Annotated in this window: 18 protein-coding genes and 2 pseudogenes; 4 read left to right on the top strand and 16 right to left on the bottom strand. The window is 70.4% G+C overall.

Features of this window, described 5'->3' with window-relative positions; genetic code table 11:
* Positions 1–929: 929 nt before the first annotated feature.
* The 3 genes and pseudogenes from ACZK39_RS05620 to cydD form a co-directional block, all read right to left on the bottom strand.
* Complete coding sequence (locus tag ACZK39_RS05620) at positions 930–2,432, bottom strand: molybdopterin-dependent oxidoreductase (protein WP_463612782.1); 1,503 nt, start codon at positions 2,430–2,432, stop codon at positions 930–932.
* 187 nt (positions 2,433–2,619) lie between these two features.
* Positions 2,620–4,254: a thiol reductant ABC exporter subunit CydC gene (gene cydC, locus ACZK39_RS05615; protein ID WP_463612915.1), complete on the bottom strand. Its 1,635-nt coding sequence runs from the start codon at positions 4,252–4,254 to the stop codon at positions 2,620–2,622.
* Between the two features lie 285 nt (positions 4,255–4,539).
* Positions 4,540–6,078, bottom strand: a pseudogene (gene cydD, locus ACZK39_RS05610) (thiol reductant ABC exporter subunit CydD); the annotation flags it as partial.
* 249 nt (positions 6,079–6,327) lie between these two features.
* Between cydD and ACZK39_RS05605 the strand changes: the two are divergent.
* Positions 6,328–6,882: a DUF4395 domain-containing protein gene (locus ACZK39_RS05605; protein WP_463612781.1), complete on the top strand. Its 555-nt coding sequence runs from the start codon at positions 6,328–6,330 to the stop codon at positions 6,880–6,882.
* A 67-nt stretch (positions 6,883–6,949) separates the two neighbouring features.
* Here ACZK39_RS05605 and cydB read toward each other — a convergent pair whose 3' ends face one another.
* Positions 6,950–8,026, bottom strand: coding sequence for a cytochrome d ubiquinol oxidase subunit II (gene cydB / locus ACZK39_RS05600; protein WP_463612780.1), 1,077 nt, complete (start codon positions 8,024–8,026; stop codon positions 6,950–6,952).
* A 16-nt stretch (positions 8,027–8,042) separates the two neighbouring features.
* A complete protein-coding gene (locus ACZK39_RS05595; protein ID WP_463612779.1) occupies positions 8,043–9,527 on the bottom strand; it encodes a cytochrome ubiquinol oxidase subunit I in 1,485 nt (494 codons plus the stop codon).
* Positions 9,528–9,607: 80 nt separating this feature from the next.
* Between ACZK39_RS05595 and ACZK39_RS05590 the strand changes: the two genes are divergently transcribed.
* A complete protein-coding gene (locus ACZK39_RS05590; RefSeq protein WP_463612778.1) occupies positions 9,608–9,964 on the top strand; it encodes a BlaI/MecI/CopY family transcriptional regulator in 357 nt (118 codons plus the stop codon).
* A gap of 343 nt (positions 9,965–10,307) precedes the next feature.
* On the opposite strand, the pseudogene ACZK39_RS05585 reads toward ACZK39_RS05590, so the two are convergent.
* From ACZK39_RS05585 to ACZK39_RS05570, 4 genes and pseudogenes are all read right to left on the bottom strand, one after another.
* Positions 10,308–11,153 (bottom strand): annotated as a pseudogene (locus ACZK39_RS05585) (PPK2 family polyphosphate kinase); the annotation flags it as partial.
* Positions 11,154–11,215: 62 nt separating this feature from the next.
* On the bottom strand, positions 11,216–12,733 hold the full coding sequence (locus ACZK39_RS05580; protein ID WP_463612777.1) for a potassium/proton antiporter: 1,518 nt from the start codon (positions 12,731–12,733) through the stop codon (positions 11,216–11,218).
* A gap of 247 nt (positions 12,734–12,980) precedes the next feature.
* The gene (locus ACZK39_RS05575) at positions 12,981–13,832 is read right to left on the bottom strand and encodes a VOC family protein (RefSeq protein ID WP_463612776.1); all 852 of its coding nucleotides are present in this window, start codon (positions 13,830–13,832) and stop codon (positions 12,981–12,983) included.
* Positions 13,833–13,863: 31 nt separating this feature from the next.
* The gene (locus tag ACZK39_RS05570) at positions 13,864–15,090 is read right to left on the bottom strand and encodes an ROK family protein (RefSeq protein ID WP_463612775.1); all 1,227 of its coding nucleotides are present in this window, start codon (positions 15,088–15,090) and stop codon (positions 13,864–13,866) included.
* A gap of 73 nt (positions 15,091–15,163) precedes the next feature.
* Here ACZK39_RS05570 and xylA point away from each other — a divergent pair, with 73 nt between their 5' ends.
* Together xylA and xylB are read left to right on the top strand one after the other, a co-directional pair.
* Positions 15,164–16,333 (top strand): xylose isomerase, encoded by a 1,170-nt coding sequence (gene xylA, locus ACZK39_RS05565; RefSeq protein WP_463612774.1) that lies wholly within the window; start codon positions 15,164–15,166, stop codon positions 16,331–16,333.
* 11 nt (positions 16,334–16,344) lie between these two features.
* The gene (gene xylB / locus ACZK39_RS05560; protein WP_463612773.1) at positions 16,345–17,736 is read left to right on the top strand and encodes a xylulokinase; all 1,392 of its coding nucleotides are present in this window, start codon (positions 16,345–16,347) and stop codon (positions 17,734–17,736) included.
* Positions 17,737–18,843: 1,107 nt separating this feature from the next.
* Here the strand turns inward: xylB and ACZK39_RS05555 are convergent.
* The 7 genes from ACZK39_RS05555 to ACZK39_RS05525 form a co-directional block, all read right to left on the bottom strand.
* Positions 18,844–20,826, bottom strand: coding sequence for an ABC transporter ATP-binding protein (locus ACZK39_RS05555; protein WP_463612772.1), 1,983 nt, complete (start codon positions 20,824–20,826; stop codon positions 18,844–18,846).
* Positions 20,823–22,568 carry an ABC transporter ATP-binding protein gene (locus ACZK39_RS05550; RefSeq protein WP_463612771.1) on the bottom strand — a complete coding sequence of 582 codons (1,746 nt, stop codon included), beginning with the start codon at positions 22,566–22,568 and terminating at the stop codon, positions 20,823–20,825. The genes ACZK39_RS05555 and ACZK39_RS05550 overlap by 4 nt, the downstream gene beginning before the upstream one ends.
* Positions 22,553–23,155, bottom strand: a complete 603-nt coding sequence (locus tag ACZK39_RS05545) for a TetR/AcrR family transcriptional regulator (RefSeq protein ID WP_463612770.1) — start codon at positions 23,153–23,155, stop codon at positions 22,553–22,555. Before ACZK39_RS05545 ends, ACZK39_RS05550 begins: the two co-directional genes overlap by 16 nt.
* Positions 23,156–23,376: 221 nt before the next feature.
* Positions 23,377–23,832 (bottom strand): cupin domain-containing protein, encoded by a 456-nt coding sequence (locus ACZK39_RS05540; RefSeq protein ID WP_182783130.1) that lies wholly within the window; start codon positions 23,830–23,832, stop codon positions 23,377–23,379.
* Positions 23,833–23,916: 84 nt separating this feature from the next.
* Positions 23,917–24,786: a DUF4031 domain-containing protein gene (locus ACZK39_RS05535; RefSeq protein WP_463612769.1), complete on the bottom strand. Its 870-nt coding sequence runs from the start codon at positions 24,784–24,786 to the stop codon at positions 23,917–23,919.
* A gap of 14 nt (positions 24,787–24,800) precedes the next feature.
* On the bottom strand, positions 24,801–25,040 hold the full coding sequence (locus tag ACZK39_RS05530; protein ID WP_182783132.1) for a MoaD/ThiS family protein: 240 nt from the start codon (positions 25,038–25,040) through the stop codon (positions 24,801–24,803).
* 16 nt (positions 25,041–25,056) lie between these two features.
* Entirely contained in the window at positions 25,057–26,196 is a 1,140-nt protein-coding gene (locus ACZK39_RS05525; RefSeq protein ID WP_463612768.1) for a ThiF family adenylyltransferase, read from the bottom strand.
* Positions 26,197–26,326 lie beyond the last annotated feature (130 nt).

Below are 26,326 nucleotides of genomic sequence, written 5' to 3'. Positions count from 1 at the left end.
GCCCACCCAACCTGCCCCGGCCCCCACCACCCGCCGCCCTGCGGGCCCGTCCCGTCGGACCCCATCACCCGCGCCCTGCTGTCTCCGTCGCGTCGGACACACCAGCCCCAGGCCCCATCACCCGCGCCCGGCTGGCCCGTCCGGTCGCCTGTCTTAGGTCTCGTCGCCTGCCTTGTGCCTCGGCGCCTGCGCTCTATCGCAGGCGCCCCCCAGCCGCCTGTCCTGTGTTCGCGCGCCGGCGCTGTAGCGCGGGCGGCCAGACTTATCGCAGGCGCCAAGGGGCACCGCCCCGAAACGAGCCGGCGCGAGTCGCCGATTGGGTGCGACGCTCGGGGACGGCAGGGCGGTTCTGCGTCGGGGGGGATTCGGTTGACTGGCACTTCTGGTGTCGACTACGACACCAGAACTGCCACTTCCGGTGTTCGTTACGCCACCAGAAATGACGGTGAGCCAGATGGGTGCGAGTCGCGGGGCGGCGACGTGGGTTGGACGCGAGGGCGGGGGACGGCAGGGCGGTCTGCGTCGGGGTGCCCAGCTTGAGGGTCACCGAACTGGCGTCCCGCCTCGACAGACTCTCGCCAGGCCGCCCTGACGGCACGCGCCCGAACTCGACGACGCCACCGGGGACGAGTGCGGGGAGACGGGAGACGAGGCACGGGCGGCCTCGATAGCCGACCCGAGGCCCGCTCACGGGTGCGTGCTGACGGGGGAGAGCGGCCGCCCGTGCCTCGGCTCACGGCTCCCGGCACCGACGGCGGGTTCGGGTCAGGGCTTCCTGCGACGGTGCAGTGGGTTTCGACGCAGCAGCGGGCGCTTCGCGCCGCGGCTGGCTCAACCAGCGGTGTTGAGCGGGCGCTTCGCGCCGCGGCTGGCTCAACCAGCGGTGTTGAGCGGGCGCTTCGCGCCGCGGCTGGCTCAACCAGCGGGGCTCAGGCGACGGTGACCCGGACCTCGTGGTATCCCTCGGCGCCGTTGGGGAACGGCTCCGCGGGGCCGACCGGCTGCGGCCGACCGTCCGCATCGGTGACACGAACGGCCAGCCGATGCTCGCCCGGGGTCGCATCCCAGGCGTGGGTCCACTGCCTCCACATGTCGATCCCCGCGTCGGGGCCCTCACTCGCCACCCGCCAGGGCCCCTCGTCGATGCTGACCTCGATCTGCGCGATCCCGATTCCCTGCGCCCACGCCACGCCGGCGATGGCCGCCCGGCCGGCCGGCACCGTCGATCCATCGCGAGGCACGTCGATCCGGCTTGCCGGCTTGATCGGCCCCTGCTCGTCCCATCCACGGACCGTCCAATAGGCCTGATCCCGCGCGAACGTGGTCACATTCAGGTTGGTCACCCACTTCGTCGACCCCACGTACCCGTACAGGCCGGGCGTCACCAACCTCACCGGCGCCCCGTGGATGCGCGGCAGCGGCTCGCCGTTCATCCCGATGGCGAGCAGGGCCATCCGGTCGTCGGTCAGCGCCTGGATGGGGGTGGAGATCGTGAACCCGTCCACCGAGCGGCTCATCACCATGTCGGCTTCCGGGAGGGGCCCGGCCATCGCCAGGACGTCGGCTACCCGGACGCCCAGCCACCTCGCCGCCCCCACGTACGGCCCGCCGACGGGGTTGCTCACGCACAGCATGGTGATGTCGGCCTCCACCACGTCGAGCGCGAGGAGGTCGTCCCAGGTCAGGGTCACCGGGCGCTCCACCATGCCCTCGACGTTCAGCCGCCACTCACGGTGGTCGAGCCGGGGTGGGCTGAGGGAGGTGTCGATCCGGTAGAAGTCCGCGTTGGGGGTGTAGAGCTTGGACACCCCCTCCACCTCTCCCTCCAGCCCAGCGGCCCGCGCAGGGAGTGGACTCGGCGGGACCGGCAGGACGGGCGGCCCGCCAGGAGCGACGGTGGGGGCCAGCTCGCCGAGCCCGAACCCCGCCAGCGCCACCCCGCTACCGGCCGCCCCGACGATGACGCGCCGTCGGCTCAACACCGGGCCGGGTGTGTCGCCGTCGCCGACTCCGAGGCGGGAGAAGGCCGTCAGGATCCCGCCGCCCACCAGCACGGCCAGCACCGACGGCGCGGCCCACAGCGGCGTTGCCTCGGGATCCGTGAGCGCGGCCGCCCCGACCACCAGGCCCAGGGCGGCGGTGGCCAGCCAGGCGGCCGTCAGCGATCGGGTGGCGAGGCGTCCGACGGCCAGCCCGAGGAGCGCGATGACGGCCACCACGCCCACCAGCAGGATGGGCTTGTTGGCCGTCCCGAAGGTGGCCACCGCCCATTCCTTGACGACGGTGGGGGTCAGGTCGATGAGGCGGTTGGCCGTCGCGAACAGGGGCGAGGACCCGGCCGAGACGAGCGCCGACAGCCCGTGCCCGGCCCCAAGGCCGGCCGCCACCGCGACAAGCCCCTCAAGGGCGGGGATCCGTCCACGCTCGGGCATGCACCAATAGTGCCCCCCGGCGCAAGGGCGGCGGAAGGGCCGACGTGTGGGCCGGACACGGCCCGCGGCGACGGCTCGCGAGCCGGATCAGAGGCTCATCAGAAGCGCCCCATCGTGCCTGGCCAGCTGAGTGAGCCAGATCTGCATTTTCCACCCGGAACGGGCGCCCCACCAGGGGCGACCCTGCTCAACCCGGAGGGCGCCCCGGTGCGAACGATCCACGCGCCACGAGACCCGGCTCCGGCCCAACTCCTGCAGCGCGGGGCGCAGAGTCCAAGCGGTGGACGCGGGTGCAGCGGGCCACCAGGTCGGGGTCGTGGGTGAGGACCAGCAGCGGCGTGTCGGCGAACTCGCGCCACACGTCGTCCATGAGGGCGGTGGACGTTTCGCGGTCGAGGTGCTCGGTGGGCTCGTCCAGGATGACGACGTCCGGGCTGCCCACCAGCAGCCGCGACATCGCGAGCCGCCGTCGCTCACCACCGCTCAGCGTGGTGCCCGCCTCGCCGATCCGGCGCTCGGGGTCCAGGGGCAGGCCGGCGCGCGCGAGGGCGGCGCGGATGTCGTCGTCGGTGGCGTCGCGGTTGCCGATGCGCACGTTCTCCGCGACGGTGGTGGCGAAAATGTGGGCGTCCTGCGCCAGGTAGCCCACCCGGCCGCCCCGTCGCACCTCCCCGGCCAGCGGCGGGATCAGGCCCATGACGGTGGCGGCCAGCGTCGTCTTTCCCACGCCTGAGGGCCCCACCACGGCCACCTGCTCGCCGGGCGCCACGCTGAGCTCGATGCCCTCCTGCACCGGGCCCGCGCCCGGCCACCCCACCGCGGCACCGGTCAGGCGCAGCCCCGCCTCGCCGTTGTCGCCCGCGACGGCGTCTCCATGGCCGACGGGGGGCTCGCTCAGCACCTCGCCGAGCCGGTCCAGCGCGGACCTGGCGCGGGTGTGGGTCTGCGCCGCCTGCGCGAAGGTGCCCAGCACCTCGTGCAGGGCGAGGGGGGTCAGGGCCAGGACGGCGAGGAAACGGGGGTCGAGATCGCCCGAGGCGAGGGCGTTCGTCCCGAACCACAGCGCCGCCAGCACGGCGATCCCGGCTGCCGCCACCTGGCCCCCCGTCGCGATGCCACGCACCCAGGCGCCCCGCCACTCCTGCCCGCGGAGCTCCTCGTCGACGGCGAGCAGCCGCGCCAGCGTGGGGGCTTCGGCCCCGTAGGCGACGAGGTCGTCGGAGGTGCGGGCCAGCTCGCGCACGCCGTCGGCCAGGCGACCGCGGGTGGGGACGGCCGCGGTGTCGGCGGCACGGCTCGCCTGTTGCGTCCACAGGGGCAGGACCGCGCCCGCGAGGAGGGCTGTGGCCAGCAGCGCGACGGCGCTCTGCCAGTTGAAGAGGGCGAGCATGAGGCTGGTCGCGGCCACGACTGTCGCGGCGGAGGCGACGGGGATCACCACCCGCACCACCAGATCCTGGATGGCCGCGACGTCCGCCACCACCCGGGTGAGCAGGTCGCCGCGGCGCCGCCCGATCAGCGTGGTCGCGCTCAGCTTGGCGTAGATCCGCACGCGCAGGGCGCCCTGCAGGCGGAGTGCGACGTCGTGGCCCACCAGGCGCTCCACGTAGCGGAACACGCCGCGCGAGATGCCGAAGGCGCGGACGCCCACCGCGGCGGGCTGGAGGTAGAGCACCGGCGGCGCCATGGCGGCGAAGGAGATCAACCAGGCGGAGACCCCCATCAGCGCCACTGATGAGCCCGACGCCAAGGTGGCGAGGAGGACGGCGAGCAGGAAGCGGGTGCGGGCCTTCGGCGCGGTGGCGAGAAGGTCGCGGAGCAGGGAGGTGGGGGCGCTGGGCGAGGAGGTCGCGGGATACGACCCTTCGAGACGGCCCTCGCCGCTCCGCGGGTGGGCCTCCTCAGGGAGCGAAGTGGAGTGTGGCGGGTCTGCTTCCTCGGGGAGCGGGGTGTTGCTTCGCGGGCGGGCCTCCTCGTGGAGCGGGGTGTTGCTTCGCGGGCGGGCCTCCTCGTGGAGCGGGGTGTTGCTTCGCGGGCGGGCTTCCTCGTGGAGCGGGGTGTTGCTTCGCGGGCCGGCCCCCGCAGGGATCGGAGCGCCCGCCGTCGACACGACGCGGTCCGCCGCGACCAGCACCGCCGGGCGGTGCGACACGATCAGGGCGCCGGCACCGGTGGCCCGCACCGCCTCGATGACGCGCGCCTCCGTCGCGGCGTCGAGGCCGGCGGTGGGCTCGTCGAGCACCAGCAGCCGGGCGCCTCCCAGCCGGATCCGGACCAGGGCGCGCGCCAGCGCCACCCGGCGACGCTCCCCGGCGGACAGGCCCTCGCCGTCGTCGCCGACGGGCTTGTCCGGCCCAAAGTCCGCCCCCGCCTCGTCCAGCGCCCGCCGGATGTCATCCTCCGCCGCGCCCGGGCAGCCGAGCGCGACGTTGTCGCCCACCGTGCCGTTGAGCATTCCGGGCTCCTGGCCCACCCAGGCCAGCTGCCCCCGCCACGACGCGAGGTCCACGCCGCTCAGGTCCACGCCGTCGACGGTGACCCGGCCCGACGTCGGGGTGAGGAAGCCGAGCGCCATGGCCAGCGCTGTCGACTTGCCGCCGCCTGAGGGGCCGGTGAGCGCCACCACCTCGCCGGGTGCCACCTCCACGTTGAGATGCTCGACGGCCCGGCCCGCGGTGCCGGGATAGGCGTAGGTGAGATCCTCCAGCCGCAGGGACCCGCCGCGCGGGGCGGGCTCGGTGCCGGCGTGCCCAGCCCCGCCGTCGATCATCTCGAAGGCGGCGTCCGCCGCGGCCACCCCGTCGGCCGAGTCGTGGAAGTGGACCCCCACCTGCCGCACCGGCAGGAAGGCCTCCGGGGCGAGGATCAGCACGAAGAGGGCGGTGGGGAAGTCGACGTTGCCGTAGACCAGGCGGAAGCCCACCGTCACCGCGACCACGGCCACTGACAGCGTGGCCAGCAGCTCGAGCGCGAACGAGCTGAGGAACGAGATGGTCAGCACCTTCATGGTGGCGTCGCGGTAGTCCTCCTCGCCGAGCTCCACCCCGCGCTTCTGCGCCCGCGCCCGGGCGAAGGCCTGGAGTGTGGGGAGGCCGGCGATGAGGTCGGCGAAGTGGTTGGCGAGCCGGTCCGCCACGGCGAAGCTGCGGCGGGTTGCCTTCTCCGTGGTCCAGCCGATCAGCGCCATGAAGACCGGGATCAGCGGGAGGGTGAACGCGACGATGATCGCCGAGGGCCAGTCCGCCAGCAGGATCGCGCCGCCGACGAGGAACGGCACTGTCGCGGCGAGGCCCAGTTGGGGGAGGTACTTGGAGAAGTAACCGTCCAGGGCGTCGAGGCCCTGGGTGACGATCCGGATCAGCGAGGCCGACGACGCGGCGCCGACGGGGGTGTCGAGGCGGGCGGCGAGAATGTCGCGGCGGAGCTGGGACTTGACTGTCGCGGCGGAGCGGTGGGCCAGAGTTGAGCTCAGCCAGGCCAGCAGTCCGCGTGCCAGGAACACGGCCGCCAGCAGGAGCAGCGCCGTCTGCCACCCCGGCGGCAGGGCCTGAGTCTCGAACGCCAGGGTGATCCAGTCCGCCAACAGCCGCGCCTGGACGATGAGCAGCCCTGCGGTGACCAGGCCGACGAGCACCGTCGCCACCATGAACCCACGGGTGGCGCGGGCGCGGGTGAACAGTCGGGGATGGATGGGGCCTGCCACCTGGCCAGTGTTCCACAAGGCCAGTGGGGCCTTCTGCGGGGCCGGTGGGCGCCTTCGTCTCTCACCACTCGCGCGCGTCGCCGCACACGGGGGGAATGTTCTTGCCCTTTCAACTGTTGTGGTCAGCGTGCTCGTCGTCCACCGGCCAGCCACCCCCTCGCAGAACCGGAGCAGCCAGATATGACCTCACCCGTGACCGACACCAAGCCCGCGACGCGCAGCCTTCTCGACAGCACCCGCGCCCCCCAGATCACTGTTTCGCGTGTGCCCACCTTCGTCGACGACGTGACAGTCCGGCTGATCGCGGCGGTGGTCGTGGCCGTCGGCCTGCTGGCGCTGGCCACGCAGCAGTGGTGGCTCTACGCCGTCCTCTTCGCCGACTTCACCCTCCGCGCCGCTGGGGGCCCGCGCTGGAGCCCGATCGCGCGCGCCGTCGGCGCCTGGCTCCGGCCGCGCCTCGCCGCCCCGAAGCAGCCCACGCCGTTTGCGCCCAAGCGGTTCGCGGCCGGGATCGGCGCAGTCATGACCGCGACCATCACCGCGCTGTGGATTGCCCACTCCCTCACCGCGACCCCCGGCCTCATCTGGGCCGCGACGGCGCTCGCCGTCGTCATGATCGTGCTGCCTGGGCTGGAGGCTGCGCTCGGGTTCTGCCTCGGCTGCACCATCTTCGTCGCCCTGATGCGCGTGGGCCTCATCCCGGAGGACGTCTGCGTGGACTGCGCCCCGTCGTCGCGCCGCGCCTGACCCACCAGGCAGACAAGAAGGCCCACCCCGTCTGGGGTGGGCCTTCTCGCGCGTTTGTGGGGCGGGGTCAGTGGACCGCGACCATCTCGTCGGGGATGTTCTTCGTCGAGATGCGGCGGCTGAACACCCAGTAGGACCACGACTGGTAGGCCAGCACGATCGGCACGAAGATCACGGCGGCCCACGTCATGATGGTGAGGGTGGTGTCCGACGACGCCGCGGTGATGATGTTGAGGCGCTCATCAACGGGGACCGTCTCGTCCTGTGCGAAGCCAAGGTTTCCGTACATGCGAATGAAGATGCCGATGAACAGCGTCACCACCGTCGCGCCGGTCAGGATGAAGCCCCAACCGTCGCGGCCCTTGGTGATCATGAGCGTGGCGCCCAGGATGGCCACGATGGCGATGATCCCCGCGCCCCACGCGAACACGGTGAAGTCACCGAACTCGGAGTTGGCCGGCCAGAACACGTTCTGGGCGATCACGAACAGCGCCACCATCGCGGAGGCGGCCCAGCCCACCTTCGAGCCGAAGGCCTCGGCCCGCTCATGGATGTGTCCCTTGGTCTTCAGCGCGATGAACGCCGAGCCGTGGACCAGGAACAGGGTCACCAGCATCACGCCGCCCAGCAGCGCGAACGGCCCGAACAGGACCCAGAAGGAGCCGTTCCAGAGCAGGCCGTCGTTGGCGAGGCCGATGACGAAGTTGGCGAACCCGACGCCGAACACCAACGACGGCAGGAACGATCCGACGGTGGCGAACCAGTCCAGCATGGCCCGGTAGCGGGTGTCGGGGTGCTTCGAGCGGTACTCGAAGGCGACGCCGCGCAGGATCAGGCCCACCAGCACGAGCAGCAGCGGCAGGTAGAGCCCCGAGAAGAGCGAGGCGTACCAGCCGGGGAACGCCGCGAACATCGCGCCGCCCGCGGTGAGCAGCCACACCTCGTTGCCGTCCCAGACGGGGCCGATGGTGTTGACGAGGACACGCTTGTCCTTGTCGTTCTTCCCCAGGACGGGGATCAGCATGGCCACGCCGTAGTCGAAGCCCTCGAGGAAGAAGTAGCCCAGCCACAGCACGGTGACCAGCAGGAACCACACGATGGGCAGCGTCGGAACCGACACCGTCGCTTCAAGCAGGGTGATCATCTCTGGTTCTCCTCTCTCAGTACGCGAAGGTCATGGGGGCGTCGGGATCCGTCTGCACCTCGATGGGTGCGACGTCTGGCAGGCCCGCCTTCGCGTACCTGAGGAACAGCCACACCTCGATCACGGCCAGGCCGCCATAGATGAGCGTGTAGGTGATCATCGAGAACAGCACCTCGCCCACGCTGACGGTGGGGGAGATACCCGACGCCGTCGGCATCACGCCCGCGACGATCCAGGGCTGGCGGCCCATCTCGGTGAAGATCCAGCCGAACGAGATCGCGAACAGCGGCAGCAGCGGCATCGCGAACATCAGCCACGTCCACAGGGTGCTCGGCTGCGGGAGACGCTCCCTGCGGGTCACCCAGAGCGTGAGCGCCGCGATGGCCATGCCCGCGAACCCCAGGCCGATCATCAGCCGGAAGGTCCAATAGGAGACCGGCACGATGGGCATGGGGTCCAGGTCCGGGTAGTTGGCGGAGAGTTCGGCCGCGTACTGCTCCTGGATGGTGGTCTGGGTCCCGTCGAACTGGCGGAAGCCCTCGGTCTCGAACTCCTCGCGGAGGTCGTTGATGCCCTTGACCTCTTCATGGCCGGACAGGATCGACAGCAGGCCGGGGATCTTGAGCGCCCAGACCTCCTCGGTGCCGTCCAGGGTGCCGATGGTGAAGACGGAGAACGAGGCGTTCTTCTCGGTGTCGAACAGCGCCTCGGCGGCGGCCATCTTCATGGGCTGCACCTGCGTCATGGTCTTGGACTGCAGGTCTCCGGTGAAGACCACGACGATCGAGGTCACCAGCAGTACCCAGGCGCCCAAGCGCACGGAGAAGCGGTAGGCGCTGGTGTCGCCGGGCCTGGACTCGCCGTCGCGGTTGATCTTGGCGAGGTGCCACCCCGCAATGCCCGCCATCAGGCCGCCGGCCACCATGTAGGACGACGCGATGACGTGCGGGAAGGTCACCAGGAGGACGGGATTGGTGAGCACCTCGAGGAATCCCGCGACACCGTCGAGTTCGGCGCGGCCGTTGTTGAACACGGTGCCGACGGGGTTCTGCATCCACGAGTTGGCGGCGAGGATGAAGACCGCCGAGAGCATCGTGCCGAACGCCACCATGTAGATCGTCATCAGGTGGATCTTCTTGGGGAGCTTGTCCCAGCCGAAGATCCACAGGCCGAGGAAGGTGGATTCAAGGAAGAACGCGAGGAGGGCCTCGAGCGCCAGCGGGGCCCCGAAAACGTCTCCGACGAAGCGCGAGTACTCGGACCAGTTCATGCCGAACTGGAACTCCTGCACGATTCCCGTGACCACGCCGAGCGCGAAGTTGATGAGGAAGAGCTTCCCGAAGAACTTCGTGAGCCGCAGGTAGGCGTCGTTGCCTGTGCGCACCCAGAAGGTCTGGAGAACTGCCACCAGCATCGACATCGCGATGGTGATGGGGACGAAGAGGAAGTGGTAGACAGTGGTGATTCCGAATTGCCACCGCGCCAGGGTCACAGCATCCATAGCTGGACGGTACTACCCAGGGTCGTATTTGCCCAACGAGTGCACCCCGGGGGGTGAGATCGCCCCTTATGCTTAGCCCCATGCCCTCACGTGGAGAACTCGAGCAGCGCGTCATGGAGCTGCTGTGGTCCTCCGGGGTGCCCCAATCCGTGGCGGACGTGCATCAGCAGCTCAACCGGGAACGCGAACTCGCCTACACCACCGTCATGACGGTGCTGGACAGGCTCGCGAAGAAGAGCCTGGTGTCGCGGGAGTTGGTAAACCGCGCCTGGCAGTACCGGCCGGTATCGCCGCAGGCGGATGTCGTGGCCCGCGACATGGAGCGCCTGCTGGAGCCTGTGGCGCCGGACGTGCGCATCGACGCGCTGCGTCGCCTGGCTGAGAGCCTGAGCTCGGAGGAGCGGGCGGCGCTGGCTGCGCCGTTGGCCACGGCCTGACCGGCGCCGCCGCGCGTCACTTCTTCTTCCCCTTACCGCCCTTCTTCTTGTTCTTCTTGCCCTTCTTCTCCTCCTCGGCAGCGTCGTCGTCTGGGGCTGGAAGGAGATCGGGCGCGACGGTGGCGAGCAGCTCACGCTTGTGGGCCAGCGTCCGCTCCAGATCGGCCAGCAGGCCCTCCCGCTTCGCCCGGAGCCCCTCCAGCGCGGCCCCATGGGCCTCGTCGCCCTGCCCCTTGACGCGCAGCATGACCGACTCCTCCCGGACCTCGGTGCTGGACTCGAGGGCCTTCATGACCACACGCTCCGTGTCTTCCAGCGATTCGGCCAGGGCGTCCGGGGACATCGTCGCGGCCAGTTGTCGTCGCTGGACCTCCGGCTTCCACCTCGGCTGGGGCCACTTGAGATCCATGTCGACGAGGGTGCGGGTGAGGATCTCGGTGGCGGCCAGCCGCGAGTACCACTTGCGGTCCGCGGGCAGGACGTACCAGGGGGCGTGATCGGTGGAGGTGAGCCGGAACACGTCGGCGTAGGCCTCCTGGAAGTCGTCCCATTTCGCGCGGGTGGTGAGGTCGCCGGAGCTGAACTTCCACCGCTTGTCGGGGCGGTCGAGGCGCTCCATGAGGCGCTTGCCCTGCTCGTCGTGCGAGACCATGAGCGCGAGCTTGATCACGATCGTGTCGTCGTCGACGAGCGACTTCTCCCACTTGTTGATCTCGGCGTAGCGCTTGCGCCACACCTCCTCCTCGACGAGTTCCTCGACCCGCACCACGAGCACGTCCTCGTAGTGGGAGCGGTCGAACACGCCGATCAGCCCGGGGCGGGGGAGGCCGCGCTTGATCCGCCACAGGTAGTGGTGCCGCCGCTCCTCGGGGGTGGGGACCCCGAAGCTGCGCAGCGCCACCCCCTGCGGGTCCACCATTCCCATCACGTGGCGGGTGATGCCGCCCTTGCCGGCCGTGTCGAGGCCCTGCACCACGACGAGGACCTTGCGGTTGCCCCCTGCGCGGCCATGGGCGAAGAGGCGTTCCTGAAGCTCGGAGAGCAACTCCCCGCGCTCCTTCATGGTCTCCTCGGCCTGATCCTTGTCGCCCGTCCAGCCCGGGGTGCCGGCCCGGTCGAAGGTGGACAGGTCGAAGTCGGGTCCGACGCGCAGGGCGCTGCGCGGGTCCTCGCTCCAGAAGTCAGTCATGGGTGGTCCTTTCTCTGGGACCCCATTCTGTCGCGGCAGGCCGGTGGGCGGGAGCTTTCCGCTCAGGCGTCGTCGGTGAGCCGTCGACGGTTCCGGCCAGAGGTCACCCACCGGGCCAGGGTGCCGCCCTCGTGGAGCAGCTCCAGGCGGCGCTGGGTGCGCTCGACCAGCTCCGTCCGTGCCGCGAGCAGCAGCTGGTCGTTCTCGCGCAGGCGGGTGCTCCTGTCCGGGACCAGGATCGCGTCTCCGCGGATCACCATGGACACCACCGCGCCGCCGGGGAGGCGGAGATCGTCGACGTACATGCCGGTGAGGCGGCTGCCGGGCGGGACGGTGACCTGCACCAGGGTGGCGTCGATCCCCTCCAGGGGCGAGGAGTCGAACGCGACGGCGTGCTGCGAGATGGCCTCGGTGACGCCCATCCAGCGCGCGAACCGGGGCAGGGTGGGTCCCTGGAGCAGGGTGAAGGTGACCACCAGCAGGAACGTGACGTGGAAGATGTGGCTGGCGTAGGGCAGGTGCTCGGTGAGCGGGATGGTGGCCAGCATGATGGGCACCGCGCCTCGTAGCCCGGACCAGGAGGTGAACGCCATCTCGCGCCAGGGCACCTTGAACGGTGCCAGGCACAGCCACACCGAGAGGGGACGTGCCACGAACGTCAGGACCGACCCGATCACCAGGGCGTCGACGATGGCGCCGGGGAGCTCGGCCGGCGAGGCCAGCAGCCCGAGCATGATGAACAGGGCGATCTGCGCCAGCCACCCGAGGGATTCGGTGAAGCCCTCGGTGGTGGAGTGGTGGGGGAGGGCCTGGTTGCCGAGCCAGATTCCGGCCACGTAGGCCGCCAGAAGGGCGGAGCCCCCGGCGATGCCGGCCGTCGCGAAGGCCGCCATCGCAATCGTCAGGGTGGCCAACGGATACAGCCCGGCGGACGGGAGGGAGATCCGGGCCAGCACCACCTGTCCGATGCGGGCGATGATCAGCCCGATCAGCGCGCCGGCGACGAGCTGGAAGAGCGCGGTGCCCAGCATCGCGGCCACGGACCCCTCGCTCCAGGCGTCCGAGGCGACGACGCTGACCAGCACGATCGTCGGGGGATCGTTGAAGCCGGACTCGCCCTCCAGCGTGGTGCGGACGCGGTTCTTGATCGGCAGCCGCCGCAGGATCGCGAAGACGGCGGCCGCGTCGGTGGAGGACACCATGGCGGCCAGCAGGATCGCGGTACGAAGATCCAGGCCCAGGATCAGGACGGCGAAGGTGGCCGCGACCGTGACGCTCACCATGACGCCCGCCGTCGCCATGATTCCGGCGCGGAGGGCGACGGGGCGCAGATCCGCCCAGCGGGTGGTGAATCCGCCGTCGATGAGGAGGACCGCGACGGCGATGAGGGCGAGGTTGAACGCGAGCTGGCTGTCGTCGAAGCGGATGCCCAGGCCCGCCTCGCCGATGATGAGGCCGATGCCGAGGTAGAGCAGCATGCCGGGCATCCCGCTGCGCGAGGAGATGCGTACCGCCACCACGGCTGCGAGGAAGATGCCGGACACGGCCAGCACGACGAGGTTGAGCTCCTCGTGGGTCATGGTCTGGCTCGCGTGGTGCGCATGGGGACCCTTCGGCCGGTGGGCATGAGCTTAGCGGCGCAGGGAGGTCCGCTGACTCCGTCGGTCCACAGTCGCCGCGCCTGCGCTGGGTCGGTCCCCCGTGGTCGCGCCTGCGCCTGGTTGGACCGCCCGCGCTCCAGCACGGGCGGCCCAACGTAACGCTGGCGGCTCTGGGGCGCCTGCGATAGAGGGCAGGCGTCGAGACCTGACGCTGGCGCGCGGCGTGTCAGCCGACGGTGAGGCGGATCTCATTCCTCCACGGGTCGAGCACGGACAGCGTCCGGCCGTCGAACGTCGGCGCGTGGCCGGAGAAGCGCAGCCGCTCGTCGGCCTTGGCGATCTCCTCGGCGGTGGGCACCAGAATGTCGATGACCCCCATGCCGAGCGTGTTGTGTCGCGGGCCGGCGCCGGCGGAGTTCCACACGTTCATCGCCATGTGGTGGTGGTATCCGCCCGCCGCGACGAACAGGGCCGAGCCGCCGAGGGAGGCGGTCTGCTCGAACCCCAGCGCGTCGACGTAGAACGAGCGGGCGGTGGCGACGTCACCCACCTGGAGGTGTACGTGACCCAGCTCGGCCTCGGTGGGCGGCAGTGTCGCGGGGTCCGTGCCGGCGAGATACTTGGCGACGAACTCGTTGGGGTCGATATAGAGGGTGGCCATCTGGACCTGGCTGCCGTGCCACTGCCACTGGTCGCGGGGGCGGTCGTGGTAGAGCTCCACCCCGTTGCCCTCAGGGTCGGTGAAGTAGAAGGCCTGGGACACGAGGTGATCCCCCGTGCCGGCGTAGGTCTGCGGATACCGCTCATACATCCGCACCAGGGTGGCGGCCAGGGCGGGCAGCTCGGCGTAGACGACGGCGGTGTGGAAGAGGCCCGCGTCGGTGCGCCGCGCGGGGCGCAGGTCCTTGGCCTCGGTGAGGCGGACGATCGGGGTCTGGGAGTGGCCGAGTGTGACCGAGCCGGGCTCGTCGATGAGCGGTTCGAGGCCCACGCCGTCGGTGTAGTAGGCGAGCATGCTGGTCATGTCGCGGACGCGCAGCTCGAGGCGACCCATGTGGGTGTCGGCGTGAAGGCTCATACCCCCAGTCTAAAGTTTAAACTTCAACTAATCAAGCGCGATCGCTCGACGGCGGGGCCCAACGCGCGGGGTCGTCGAGCACCCGCTCCAGTGCCACGTAGGCCGCGCCGAACGCCGGTGCCGCGTGGTCCGGCGTGGCGGCGATGAGGGCGGGCTCGGTGAAGGGCCTGGCCAGCAGCCGGGTGTCCAGCTCGCGCTGGATGAAGGGCCGGTACTCCTCGACGAGCACCGCGAGGTCGCCGCCGAACACGACGGTGGTGATGTCGAGCAGGTTGCCGGCGTTGGCCAGGGCGAGCCCGAGCGCGCGCCCAGCCGCCCGCACGGCGTCCACGGCCGCGGGGACGCCGTCGAGGAAGGCCTGCCGGACCTCCTCGATCGAGCCGACGCCCACCAGCTCGGTGAGCGCGCGGGTGCCGGCGTAGCGCTCGAGGCAGCCCTTGGCGCCGCAGCCGCACTGCGGCCCGTCCGGGTCGATGAAGGTGTGGCCGATCTCCCCGGCCCAGCCGCGGGTTCCCAGCGAGACGGAACCGTTGATGACGAGGGCCGATCCGATGCCCACCTCGCCGGAGAGGTAGAGGAAGGCGTCCAGGGGGCCGGGGCGGCCGGGCCGCTCGTGGCCCACGTAGATGGCAGCGCAATCGGCCTCGTTGGCCACGCCGAAGTCCACCTCGTCCACCTCGGGGAGCCCGCCGTCGCGAAGAAGGGCGCGCGGGTCCACGTCGTGCCAGCCGAGGTTGGGGGCGCGCAGGACCATGTGCGTGGACGCGTCCACCAGGCCCGGGACGGCGAGCTGGATGCCCACCAGGCTGCCGCCCTCGGGGAGCGCGCCCAGGCACTCCCGGGCGAGCCCTGCCACGCGGGCCAGTGCCTCGGCCGGGGACAGGTCCACGTAGTGGGTGGCGGCGTCCGCCGCCGCGACGACGGTGCCGGTGAGGTCCACCAGTCGAGCGGCGCTGTGGCCGACGTTGATCTCCAGGCCCAGCGCTAACAGCGTGCCGGCGCGGGGGTGCAGCGGCGTGGCGGGGCGCCCGCGCTTGGTGGCCGGCAGCGGGCTGGACTCCGAGACGATGCCGGCCGCCACCAGCTCGTCGACCATGCGCGAGGCCGTCGATCGCGTCATGCCCGTGGCCTGGGCGACGTTCGCCCTTGCCGGGGCTGTGTCGCTGGCAAAGACGTACCTGGCCACCAGCGAGAGATTGCTGGCGCGGAGGCTGCCCTGCCTGGCCACTCCGGCCGCGGGATCGAAACGTGTGCGCATGGGCTTGACTCTAGCCCAGAATCGTTATAAGTTCAGGACGAAAACAATATCGTTTCTCGACGAGGAGACCCCCATGACTGATCACGACTACAAGTTCTCGTTCGGCCTCTGGACCGTCGGGTGGCGCGGCACCGACCCGTTCGGCTCCGACACCCGCCCCGAGTTCGACCCCTGGCACTACGCAGACAAGCTCGCCGAGCTCGGCGCCTGGGGCATCACGTTCCACGACAACGACATCTACCCCTTCGATGCCGACGAGGCCACCGCCAAGGGCCGCATCAAGCAGCTCAAGGACGCCTGCGACAAGTCGGGCCTGACCATCGAGATGGTCACCACAAACACCTTCAGCCACCCCATCTTCAAGGACGGCGGCCTCACCTCCAACGACCGTGGTGTGCGCCGCTTCGGCCTGAAGAAGATTCTGAACGCCGTCGACATCGCCGCCGAGGTGGGCGCCTCCACCTTCGTGATGTGGGGCGGTCGTGAGGGCGCCGAGTACGACACCTCCAAGGACTACTTCGCCGCCCACGCCCGCTACGCCGAGGGCCTCGACACCATCGCCGGGTACATCAAGGACAAGGGCTACGATCTGAAGATCGGCCTCGAGCCCAAGCCCAACGAGCCCCGCGGCGACATCCTGCTCCCGACGATCGGGCACGCTCTCGGCCTCATCGCCACGCTGGAGCACGGCGACATCGTCGGCCTCAACCCCGAGGTGGGCCACGAGCAGATGGCCAACCTCAACTACACCACCGGCCTCGCGCTGGCGCTGTACGCGGGCAAGCTGTTCCACATCGACCTCAACGGCCAGCGCGGCCTGAAGTACGACCAGGACCTGGCTTTCGGCCACGGCGACCTGATGAGCTCGTTCTTCACCGTCGACCTCCTGGTCAACGGCTTCCCGGCCAGCCCGGACGCGCCCCGCTACGAGGGCCCCATCCACTTCGACTACAAGCCCGGCCGCACCGAGGGCGTCGAGGGCATCTGGGATTCGGCGAAGGCGAACATGGAGACCTTCACCCTGTTGGCCGAGCGCGCCCGCGCCTTCCGTGCCGACCCGGCCGTCCAGGAGCTCATGCGCCAGGCCTCGATCTTCGAGCTGGCCGAGCCCACGCTCGCCGAGGGCGAGACGATCGCGGACCTGCGCGCCGCCGAGATGCCCGACCCCGATGAGAAGGGTGCCCGCGAGTACCACTTCGTCGAGCTGCAGCAGGCCGCCATCCGGCACCTGCTCAAGGCCTGAGGGGTTAAGCCGTGACGCTGGTCGCTGGCGTCGACACGTCGACGCAGTCGTGCAAGGTGCTGGTGGTTGACGCCGACACCGGTGAGATCGTCCGCCAGGGCGCCACCTCCCATCCCGACGGGACGGAGGTGCACCCGGACCACTGGTGGACCGCCTTCCAGTCGGCCTCCGCCGCCGCGGGTGGGCTCGACGACGTCACCGCGATCAGCGTCGGCGGCCAGCAACACGGGATGGTCGCGCTGGATGCCTCCGGTGAGGTCATCCGGCCGGCCCTGCTCTGGAACGACACCCGTTCCGCCGAGGCCGCCCGTCAGCTCCGTGAGGAGTTCGACGGGTGGGTCCCGGCCGTGGGCTACCTGCCGTTGGCGTCGTTCACCAACACCAAGCTCCGCTGGATGGCGGACGCCGAGCCGGATAACGCGGCCCGCGTGGCTGCGGTGGCACTGCCGCACGACTGGCTGACCTGGAAGATCCAGGGAACCGGGGTTCTGACGGATCTCGTGACGGATCGCTCCGACGCATCGGGCACGGGCTACTTCGATTCGGTGCGCAATGAGTACCGGCGGGACCTGTTGTCGCTGGCACTGCGGCGTGACGCGTCGTCGGTGGTGCTGCCGCGGGTGTTGGCGCCCTCTGAGGGCGTCGACGGCGGGCGCTGGGTGCTCGGGCCGGGCTGCGGCGACAACGCCGGCGCGGCCTTGGGCCTGGACCTGTGCCCTGGGCAGACGAGTGTGTCGCTGGGGACGTCGGGCGTCGTCGCGGCGGTATCGTCGACGCCGGCCTACGACGAGTCGGGCCTGGTCAACGGGTTCGCCGATGCCTCGGGCTCCTGGCTGCCGCTGACCGCGACCCTCAACGCGGCGCGCATTTTGGATGCGGCCCGACGGGTGCTGGGGGTGGACTTCGACGAACTGTCGCGGCTTGCGCTCTCGGCTCCTTCCGGCGCCGAGGCGTTGGTCATGGTGCCGTGGTTCGAGGGGGAGCGGACGCCGAACCTGCCCGATGCGACGGCGTCGCTGGTGGGCATGACGCTCAAGAACTTCACGCCCGAGAACGTGGCGCGGGCCGCCGTCGAGGGGTTGTTGTGCCTCATGGGTGAGGGTCTGGAGGCGATTCGTCGGCTCGGCGTCTCGATCGAGCGGGTCAGCCTGATCGGCGGAGGCGCGAAGTCCGAGGCCGTCCGACGGCTGGCTCCCGAGGTGCTCGGGGTTCCCGTCGACGTGCCGGCCCCGGCGGAGTACGTGGCGCTGGGTGCCGCACGCCAGGCGGCGTGGGCGCTGACGGGGTCGCGGCCGGCGTGGGAGTCGTCGTCGACGGAGACCTACGAGGCGGTGTCGCGGCCGGAGATCGCTGCGCGCTACCGCGAGGTCGCGGGTCGGTTGGTGTCGTCGAACGGTTGGTGATCCTCCCGCCACCTCCCCCGCGGGCTGAGGTGCCGCGGAGCGGCCTCGAAGCCTAAGGAAAGTGAGCTGACAAGGGATTTGGGTCATCTTGCCTGCAGGACCTGTGGTCGGGTTGGCGACGTGTGGTGGGGGCCGGGCCGCCCATGATGCCGGCGGCGGCGCTTCGCGCTGCCGCGCCGTCATCAACGCCCACCCAACCTTCCCCGGCCCCCACCACCCGCCGCCTGCTGCCCCGTCGCGTCGCCTGGCTCCCGTCGCGTCGCCTGCCTCCCGTCGCGTCGCCTGCCTCCCGTCGCGTCGCCTGGCTTGTGTGTCTGCTCGCCTGCGCTAGATCGCAGGCGCCCCGGAGCCGCCTGCCCTGGGTTCAGCCGCCGGCGCTGTAGCGCGGGCGCGCAGACTCAACGCAGGCGCCACAGGGCCCGCCACGCCGAATGAGACGACGGGACGCGCCCGTCGGGGTCCTGCGGCAGGGCCGGGATTCGGAGCCCTCACCCTCATTGTCACGTCTAGCGTCGACTACGACCTCAGACGTGACAGTTAGCCTCCGGCGGGCCCGTGCCTGGCGCCGAAGACAGTCGTGAGGGAGCGCGAGGGTGGGTGACGGTGGGGCGGCTCGGCGCAGTGATGCCCAACTCGAGGATCACCCAGCTGGCGTCCCGCCTGGGCAGGCCCGACCCAGGCCCGCCCTGCCGTCGCGGACCCGGACCCGACCAGGCCACAGGCAGACGAGTGCGGCGAGACGGGAGACGATGCCCGGGCGGCCTCAACAACCCGGCGACACAACGTCGTGCGGTCGTCAAGGAGACCCTGGACAATGGCCGCCCGGGCATCGACTCACGGCTCACCGCACCGGACCACGAGATCCGCGTGAAGGTGGTAGTCACGACCCTTCGAGACGGCCCACGCCGCTCCGCGGGCGGCCCTCCTCAGGGAGCGAAAGGGCGGTCCTCCTCAGCTCAGGGGGGCGAAAGGACGGGCTGCGCCGCTCCGTGCGCCGCTCCGCGGGCGGCCCTCCTCAGGGGGCGAAAGGACGGGCCACGCCGCTCCGCGGGCGAAAGGACGGGCTACGCCGCTTCGCGGGTGGACCTCCTCAGGAGCGAGAGCGGGTCAGGCAGCGGTCTCCTCCTCGATCGCCGCGTTGAACTGGCTCTGGTACAGGTCGTAGTACGCACCCCTCGCGTCGAGGAGCTCGTGATGGGTTCCCTGCTCGACGATGCGACCCTCCTCCATGACGAGGATCAGGTCCGCGTCGCGGATGGTGGACAACCGGTGCGCGATCACGAACGACGTCCGCCCGGTGCGCAGCGCCGCCATCGCGTGCTGCACCAGCACCTCGGTGCGGGTGTCCACCGACGAGGTGGCCTCGTCGAGGATCAGCAGCGCCGGATCGGCGAGGAAGGCTCGCGCGATGGTGATGAGCTGTTTCTCGCCCGCCGAGACGTTCGAGCCCTCCTCGTCGATGACCGTGTCGTAGCCGTCGGGCAGCGAGTGCACGAAGCGGTCCACGAACGTGGCCTTCGCAGCGGCGCGGATCTCCTCCTCCGTGGCGTCAGGGCGGCCGTAGGCGATGTTGTCGCGGATGGTCCCACCGAACAGCCACGTGTCCTGCAGCACCATGCCGATGTTGCCGCGCACCTCCCCGCGCGGGGCCGACGCGATGTCCACGCCGTCGATGAGGATCCGGCCCTTCTGCAGGTCGTAGAACCGCATGATGAGGTTGACCAGCGTGGTCTTGCCTGCGCCCGTCGGGCCGACGATTGCGACCGTCTGCCCGGGCTTCGCCGTCAGCGACAGGTCCTGGATGAGCGGCTGTTCCGGCTTGTAGGAGAAGCCGACGTGGTCGAAGACCACCTCTCCACGCGACACCTTCAGCTCGCCGGAGGGCTCCTCCGACATCTCTTCGGAGTCCAGCAGCTCGAACACGCGCTCGGCCGACGCGACGCCGGACTGCAACAGGTTGGCCATCGACGCCACCTGCGTCAGCGGCTGCGTGAACTGGCGCGAGTACTGGATGAACGCCTGCACGTCGCCGATGTTCATCCGGCCCGACGCCACCCACAGGCCGCCGACGACGGCGATCACCACGTAGTTGAGGTTCCCGACCAGGAACATGACCGGCATGATGATGCCGGAGATGAATTGGGCGCCGAAGCCCGCCTTGTACAGCTCCTGGTTGCGGACCTGGAACTCGGCCTCGACCTCCTTCTGGCGGCCGAACACCTTCACCAGGGAATGGCCGGTGAAGGCCTCCTCGATGTGGGCGTTGAGCTCACCCGTGGACTTCCAGTTCTGCGCGAACAGCTTCTGGGAGCGCTTCCCGATCACGGAGACCACCACCATCGCGATCGGCACCGACACCAGCGCGACGAGCGCCAGGATGGGGGAGATCCAGAACATCATGATCAGCACGCCGATCACCATGAGCAGCGAGTTGAGCAGCTGCGACAGGGTCTGCTGCAGCGTCTGCGACACGTTGTCGATGTCGTTGGTGACGCGGCTGAGCACCTCACCGCGGGGCTGCTTGTCGTAGTAGGAAAGCGGAAGCCGGTCCAGCTTGGCGGCCACCTCGCGTCGCATCTGGTAGATCGACTTCTGCACGGCGCCGTTGAGGACCCAGCCCTGGATGTAGGAGAAGACGAACGACACCACGTAGAGGCCGAGCACCCACAACAGGATCACGCCGATGGCGCCGAAGTCGATTCCCTCACCCGGGATGAAGTCCAGGTTGCGCAGCAGGTCGGCGAAGTCGGTGTTGCCCTCCGCGACGGCGGCGTCGATGACCTGCTGCTTGGTCACGCCGGCGGGCATCTGGCCGCCGATGATGCCCGACAGCATGAGGTCCGTGGCGCGGCCGAGGATCTTGGGCCCGACCACGCTGAGTGCCACCGACAGCACGCCCATCGCGATGGCCAGGATGATGCCGGCGCGTTGCGGGCGCAGGTGGCTGAGCAGGCGCCGGACCGACACCTTGAAGTTCGCCGCCTTCTCGCCGCTGCCGGACATCGGGCCGTGCCCGGGGCCGCCGCGGTGGGTGGGGGCGTGCTTGGGGCGCTCGTTGGCCTTGACGGGGATTGCCTTGTTCTCGCTCATGCGGCGGCCTCCTCGGCGCTCAACTGGGACTCGACGATCTCGCGGTACGTCTCATTGGACGCCAGCAGTTCGTCGTGGTTGCCGCGACCGACGATCCGGCCGTCTTCGACGACGAGGATGAGGTCTGCGGCGGTGATGGTGGAGACGCGCTGCGCCACCACGAGGACCGCCGCGTTCGCGGTCTCCGGCCGGAGCGCGGCCCGGAGGCGCGCGTCGGTGGCCACGTCGAGGGCTGAGAAGGAGTCGTCGAAGATGTAGACAGATGGCTTCTTCACCAGCGCCCGGGCGATGGCGAGGCGTTGTCGCTGCCCGCCGGAGACGTTGGTGCCGCCCTGCGAGATGTGCGCGCCGAGTTGGTCCTCCTTCTCAAGCACGAACGCCTCCGCCTGCGCGACGCGGAGCGCTGACCACAGTTCGTCGTCGGTGGCGTCCGGTTTGCCGTAGCGCAGGTTGCTGGCGATGGTGCCGGAGAACAGGTAGGGCTTCTGCGGCACGAGGCCGATCCGGGCCCAGAGGGTGTCCGGGTCCAGGTCGCGCACGTCGACGCCGTCGACGAGCACCCGTCCCTGCGTCGCGTCGAACAGGCGGGGGATGAGGCTGATCAGGGTGGTCTTGCCGGCCCCGGTGGACCCGATGATCGCGGTGGTGGTGCCGGGGGTGAGCTCGAAGGAGAGGTCCTGAATCACCGGGGACTCGGCGCCAGGGTAGGAGAAGCTGACCCGGTCGAACAGCACGTGGCCGCGCTCACCCGACGGCGCCACCGGGTTGGCCGGCGGGGCCACCGAGCTCTCGGTGTCGAGGACCTCCATGATGCGGTCCGCGCAGACGGCGGCGCGGGGCGCCATGACCAGCAACATCGTCGTCATCATGACCGAGATGAGAATCTGCATCAGGTAGGAGATGAAGGCGGTGAGCTGGCCGATCTGGATGTCGCCGGACTCGATGCGCTGGGCGCCGAACCACATCACGCCCACGGTCGAGACGTTCATGATGAGCCCGACGAAGGGGAACAGGAAGGCCATCAGCCGGCCGACGGTGGTGGTGGTGTCCACCAGCTCGGCGTTGGCCTTGTCGAAGCGTCGGGCCTCGTGGGGCTCCCGGACGAAGGCGCGCACCACCCGGATGCCGGTGATCTGCTCGCGGAGGACGCGGTTGAGGGTGTCGATCCGCTTCTGCATGATCTCGAACAGCGGGCCCATGTTGACGATGAGGATGGTGATGCCGGCACCCAGGACGACGACGGCGGCGAGGATGATCCACGACAGCCCGGCGTCCTCGCGCAGCGCCATGAAGACGCCGCCCACCATGGTGATGGGGGCAGAGACGAGCATGACTGCGCTCATCAGGACCAGCATCTGGACCTGCTGCACGTCGTTGGTGTTGCGCGTGATCAGCGACGGGGCGCCGAACTTGTTCAGCTCGCGGGCGGAGAAGGAGAGGGCGCGCTCGAAGATCGCGGCCCGGACGTCGCGGCCGAACTGCATGGCCGCGTTGGCACCGGCCCACACCGCGGCGATCTGGGCGGCGCCCTGGACGGCCGTCAGCAGCAGCATGATGCCGCCGGTGCTCCAGATGAAGTCGGTGTTGCCGGTGACGACGCCCTCGTCGATGATGCGGGCGTTCAGGGTGGGCAGATGCAGCGACATGATGGTTGCGATGGTCTGCAGCACGATGACGATCGCGAGCAGCCCCCAGTAGGGGCGGATGTAGCGGTTGATGAGCCGCCCTAAGCGGGAGAGCATTCGGTGTCCTTTCGGAGCGCCCCGTGGAGCGCGAGGCGGGCGAGGTCGTCGAGTGAGAGCGACGACGAGACGAAGCGTGAGGCGTGCCCGACGGCGAACGTGCGCAGGAGCGTGGCGAAGGCGTCGAGGGGGATGGTGATGTGGTCGCGGTGGGGGGCGAAGGCGTCCGTCATCCAGGCGTCGAGCTCGGCCGTGCGGGCCTCGAGCTCGGTGCGGGCGCACTGGGCGGCGTGAGGGGCTGTGTGCTTGGCGGCGCCGTGCGCGGCGACGAACATGGTGTGCACCGAGTGCAGGTACTGCTCGATGAGCTCGATGGCGGCGCGGGTCTGGGTCTCGATGTCGCCCGAGAGGTCCGTCGCGGCGAGGCGGGTGGTCAGCCGCTCGGAGGACAGCGCCTCGCTGATGGTGGCGGAGATGAGGTCGTCGAGGGAGTCGAACACGCGGAAGATCGTGCCCTCGGCCACCCCGGCCGCCTCGGCCACCATCCGGGTGGTGAGGGCCTGGCCGTGCTCGCCAAGGAGGGGGATGCTGGCCTCGATGATGGCGGCGCGGCGCTGTTCGGGGGGCATGGGGGCAGCGCGGGTCACAGGTGGAAGTGTAGTGAGTGAACACTCACTCATCAAATGCGCTGTGCCCTCGCGTGGTCTCCAGGCGCGTGCGTGAGTTCGGGCCGCCTGCGTTGGCTCCCGTCGCCTGCCTTGGGTTGGGCCGCCTGTGGAGGCGCCTGCGTTGGTGCGCGCCGCCCGCGCTGAAGCGCAGGCCGCGCGACATTACGCAGGCGGCAAGACTGACCGGAGCGCGATGGACGTCACTCGTCCGGTTGGACAGTCCACGTCGGGGGCTCGTCCTTGCCCGCCTTCTCGTCGGCCTCCGAGTCCTCCTCGGTCTTGTGCACCTTGCCCTTGGCGTGGTGCGACGGGGCGTAGATCACGTAGAGCTGCATGGGCTCGTCGCCGGTGTTGACGATGTCGTGCCAGGTGCCGGCCGGGACCTGGACGGACCAGCCGTCCTCCACGTCCACCTTCACGTTGAGCTCATCCTTGGAGGGACCCATCAGGCAGCGACCCTTGCCCGCGTCGAGGCGGATGAACTGGTCCGTGTCCGGGTGCACCTCGAGCCCGATCGAGTGGGCCACGGGGATGGACATCAACGTGATCTGCAGGTACTTCCCGGTCCATGCGACAGTGCGGTAGTTGGGGTTCTCCCTGGTAGCGGTCTCCAGGTCGAAGACGTTGGGCTCCGGCCCATTGTCGGTGATCTTCATCGGTTCTCCCTCCGGTCGTCTTCCCACATTAGCCCAGCGGCGGGGCCAGCGGTGGGGGGGACGTGCGGCTCCGTGGGGCTGAGGTCAGGCGGTGAGTCGGGCGAGCTCTGCGGCCACGTTCTCTCGCGCCCGCGACCCCCACAGATCGCGGCCCCCGGTGGTGCGGAACAGGGGCTCCATCGCGAGCAGGTGCCGTAACACCTCCGCCCGCCCCACCCTCCAGGCGTCGTCGTCGACGTGGGCGTAGTCCAGCCGGACGTCGCGGACGTAGACGTGGTAGCGGCCGGGGATCTGGCCGAGGATCGAGAGGTCCGCGTCGGACAGCAGCGCCCCGCGCTCGTCGTCGGGGGCGTGGGTGGCGGTCATCCTCACCAGCCGCGACACCTGAGCCACGTCGTCGGCCGGAATCAGTCCACCCAGCGACGACTCGGTGAACGCGGCCGAACGCTCCTCGTCATCCCCGGGCACGCCGTCGTAGACGGAGTCGTGGAACCATGCCGCGAGCTCGACGACGCCGTCCCGGCACCCCAACTGCCCGAGGGCGGTGAGGCACTGCGCGAGGTGGCGGACGTCGTGGTAGTGGCGGTGAGGCTCCGACCATCGGGCGACGAGGTCGTCGCGGAGGGTCGTCGGCAGACGGAGACGCTCCCATGCGGTGACGACGGCGACGCGGGCCGCCGGGCGGGTGGGGGTCTTCTCGTGGACGCGCACCCGCAGGCCGGAGGCGGCCAGCCGGCGCACCAGCTCCCGCTCATCCAGCGGGAGGGCCCCGGCGGAGACGAGCTCGTCATAGCGAGACACCGGCACGTCGTAGTGGTCGTGGTCGAACGCCCTGGGCGGGATGCCCGCGCGCGCGGCGAAGTCGTGGAGTTCGTCGAGGGACGCGTCCGAGACGAGATGGCCGAACACGGTGCCGTGCGCCGGCCAGCGGGGCGGGTCGATCAGCACGGCCATCGTCGAACCCGCCGTCAGCCGCCGGCGAAGGGCGGGAGGACGTCCAGGAGGGCGTCGTCGGCCAGCGGTGTGGCTGGGTCCTCCACGTATTGGCCGTCGTGGAGGACGGAGCTGACCTCCAGCACCCGCGACAGTCTCGCCCCGTGCCGCGAGCGCAGGTCCGCCAGGAGCGCGCCCAGCGTGGGGGCCGCCACCTGTTCCTGCTCTGTGCCCGCGGCCTCGGCGGCCGCGGCGAAGTACCTCACCGTCGCCATGGGAACCAGTGTCGCATCAGTAGTGGGGGAAGCTCGGGTCGATCCGTTCGCCCCACGCGATCATGCCGCCCTCCATCAGCGACACATCAGGGTGGCCGAGCCCGATGAGGTGCGCCGCGGCGCGGCGCGCGCGGGGTGAGATCTTGCAGTAGACGATGACGGGGCCGTCGGGAAGGTTGTCGTCCAACCGGTCCCAGGTCAGCACCTCGCCGAGCGGCACCGCCAGCGAGCCGGGAATCGTGCCCAGCGCGTGCTCCGCGGGCTCGCGGACGTCCAAGAGCGTGGGCCGCGCGGGATTCTCCAGGATGGCGGCGACGTCCTCGACGGTGAGCTCGTTCAGTGTCATGGGGGCCTCCGCTGTGTGGGGGTGGGTGTGGGGGCGGGTATGGACGACGGGGGGTGCGGGGCGCAGCGGCACCTCGCGGGTGCGCTGGGTGAGCGCGTCGATGAGGAGGATGCGGCCGACGAGGGGGTCGCCGAATCCACAGATCAGCTTGACCGCCTCCGCGGCCATGATGGACCCCACCTGGCCCACCAGCGCGCCCAGCACACCGGCCTCGGCGCAGGACGGGACGTCCTCCGGGCGGGGCGGGACCGGGTAGAGGTCGCGGAGGGTGACCGACTCCGGGCGGCCGGGCACGAAGGACGACACCTGGGCGTCGAACTGCAGCACCGCGGCCCAGACCACGGGGAGTCCGAGCTGGGCGCAGGCGTCGGAGACGGCGTAGCGGGTGGGGAAGTTGTCGGCCCCGTCGAGGACGAGGTGGTGGCCTTCGAAGAGGTTGCGGGCGTTGTCAGGGGTGATGCGGGTGTGCTGGGTGGTGACCGTGACGTCTGGGTTCAGGCCGGTCACGAACGCGGCGGCGGAGTCCACCTTGGGGAGGCCGACTGCATTGTCGCGGTGGATGATCTGGCGCTGGAGGTTGCTGGCGTCCACCACGTCGTCGTCGATGATGGTGAGGTGCCCGACGCCCGCCGCGGCCAGGTAGGCGAGGATCGGGCTGCCGAGCCCGCCGGCGCCGACCACCGCGACCCGGGCGGCGAGCAGGCGCCGCTGAGCCTCGATGCCCATGCCGGGGACCAGCAGGTGCCGCGAGTAGCGGGTGAGCTGGGCGCGGGTGAGCTCCGGGCCGGGTTCAACGAGCGGGGCTGTCACGCGTTCGAGCCTACCCGGCGACGCCGTCGCTGCCTCCGGGGTGTGAGGGGTTTGAGCCGATGTCGGGGGGCTCCGGGTCGGGACCCCTTCGAATCGACGGTGGCGTCATCCTCTCACGCACCGCCGGGTG

This window comes from Tessaracoccus luoxuelianae, from assembly GCF_055326245.1.
Note: the sequence above shows the minus strand (reverse complement) of the source record. Positions and strands in the feature narration are given on the sequence as shown.

Bases quoted from the DNA above. Each gene is read 5' to 3' on its own strand.
- ACZK39_RS05620 (WP_463612782.1), bottom strand. From the start codon at position 2,432: ATGCCCGAGCGTGGACGGATCCCCGCCCTTGAGGGGCTTGTCGCGGTG.
- cydB (WP_463612780.1), bottom strand. From the start codon at position 8,026: ATGATCACCCTGCTTGAAGCGACGGTGTCGGTTCCGACGCTGCCCATC.
- ACZK39_RS05595 (WP_463612779.1), bottom strand. From the start codon at position 9,527: ATGGATGCTGTGACCCTGGCGCGGTGGCAATTCGGAATCACCACTGTC.
- ACZK39_RS05590 (WP_463612778.1), top strand. From the start codon at position 9,608: ATGCCCTCACGTGGAGAACTCGAGCAGCGCGTCATGGAGCTGCTGTGG.
- ACZK39_RS05580 (WP_463612777.1), bottom strand. From the start codon at position 12,733: ATGACCCACGAGGAGCTCAACCTCGTCGTGCTGGCCGTGTCCGGCATC.
- ACZK39_RS05575 (WP_463612776.1), bottom strand. From the start codon at position 13,832: ATGAGCCTTCACGCCGACACCCACATGGGTCGCCTCGAGCTGCGCGTC.
- ACZK39_RS05570 (WP_463612775.1), bottom strand. From the start codon at position 15,090: ATGCGCACACGTTTCGATCCCGCGGCCGGAGTGGCCAGGCAGGGCAGC.
- xylA (WP_463612774.1), top strand. From the start codon at position 15,164: ATGACTGATCACGACTACAAGTTCTCGTTCGGCCTCTGGACCGTCGGG.
- ACZK39_RS05555 (WP_463612772.1), bottom strand. From the start codon at position 20,826: ATGAGCGAGAACAAGGCAATCCCCGTCAAGGCCAACGAGCGCCCCAAG.
- ACZK39_RS05550 (WP_463612771.1), bottom strand. From the start codon at position 22,568: ATGCTCTCCCGCTTAGGGCGGCTCATCAACCGCTACATCCGCCCCTAC.
- ACZK39_RS05540 (WP_182783130.1), bottom strand. From the start codon at position 23,832: ATGAAGATCACCGACAATGGGCCGGAGCCCAACGTCTTCGACCTGGAG.
- ACZK39_RS05535 (WP_463612769.1), bottom strand. From the start codon at position 24,786: ATGGCCGTGCTGATCGACCCGCCCCGCTGGCCGGCGCACGGCACCGTG.
- ACZK39_RS05530 (WP_182783132.1), bottom strand. From the start codon at position 25,040: ATGGCGACGGTGAGGTACTTCGCCGCGGCCGCCGAGGCCGCGGGCACA.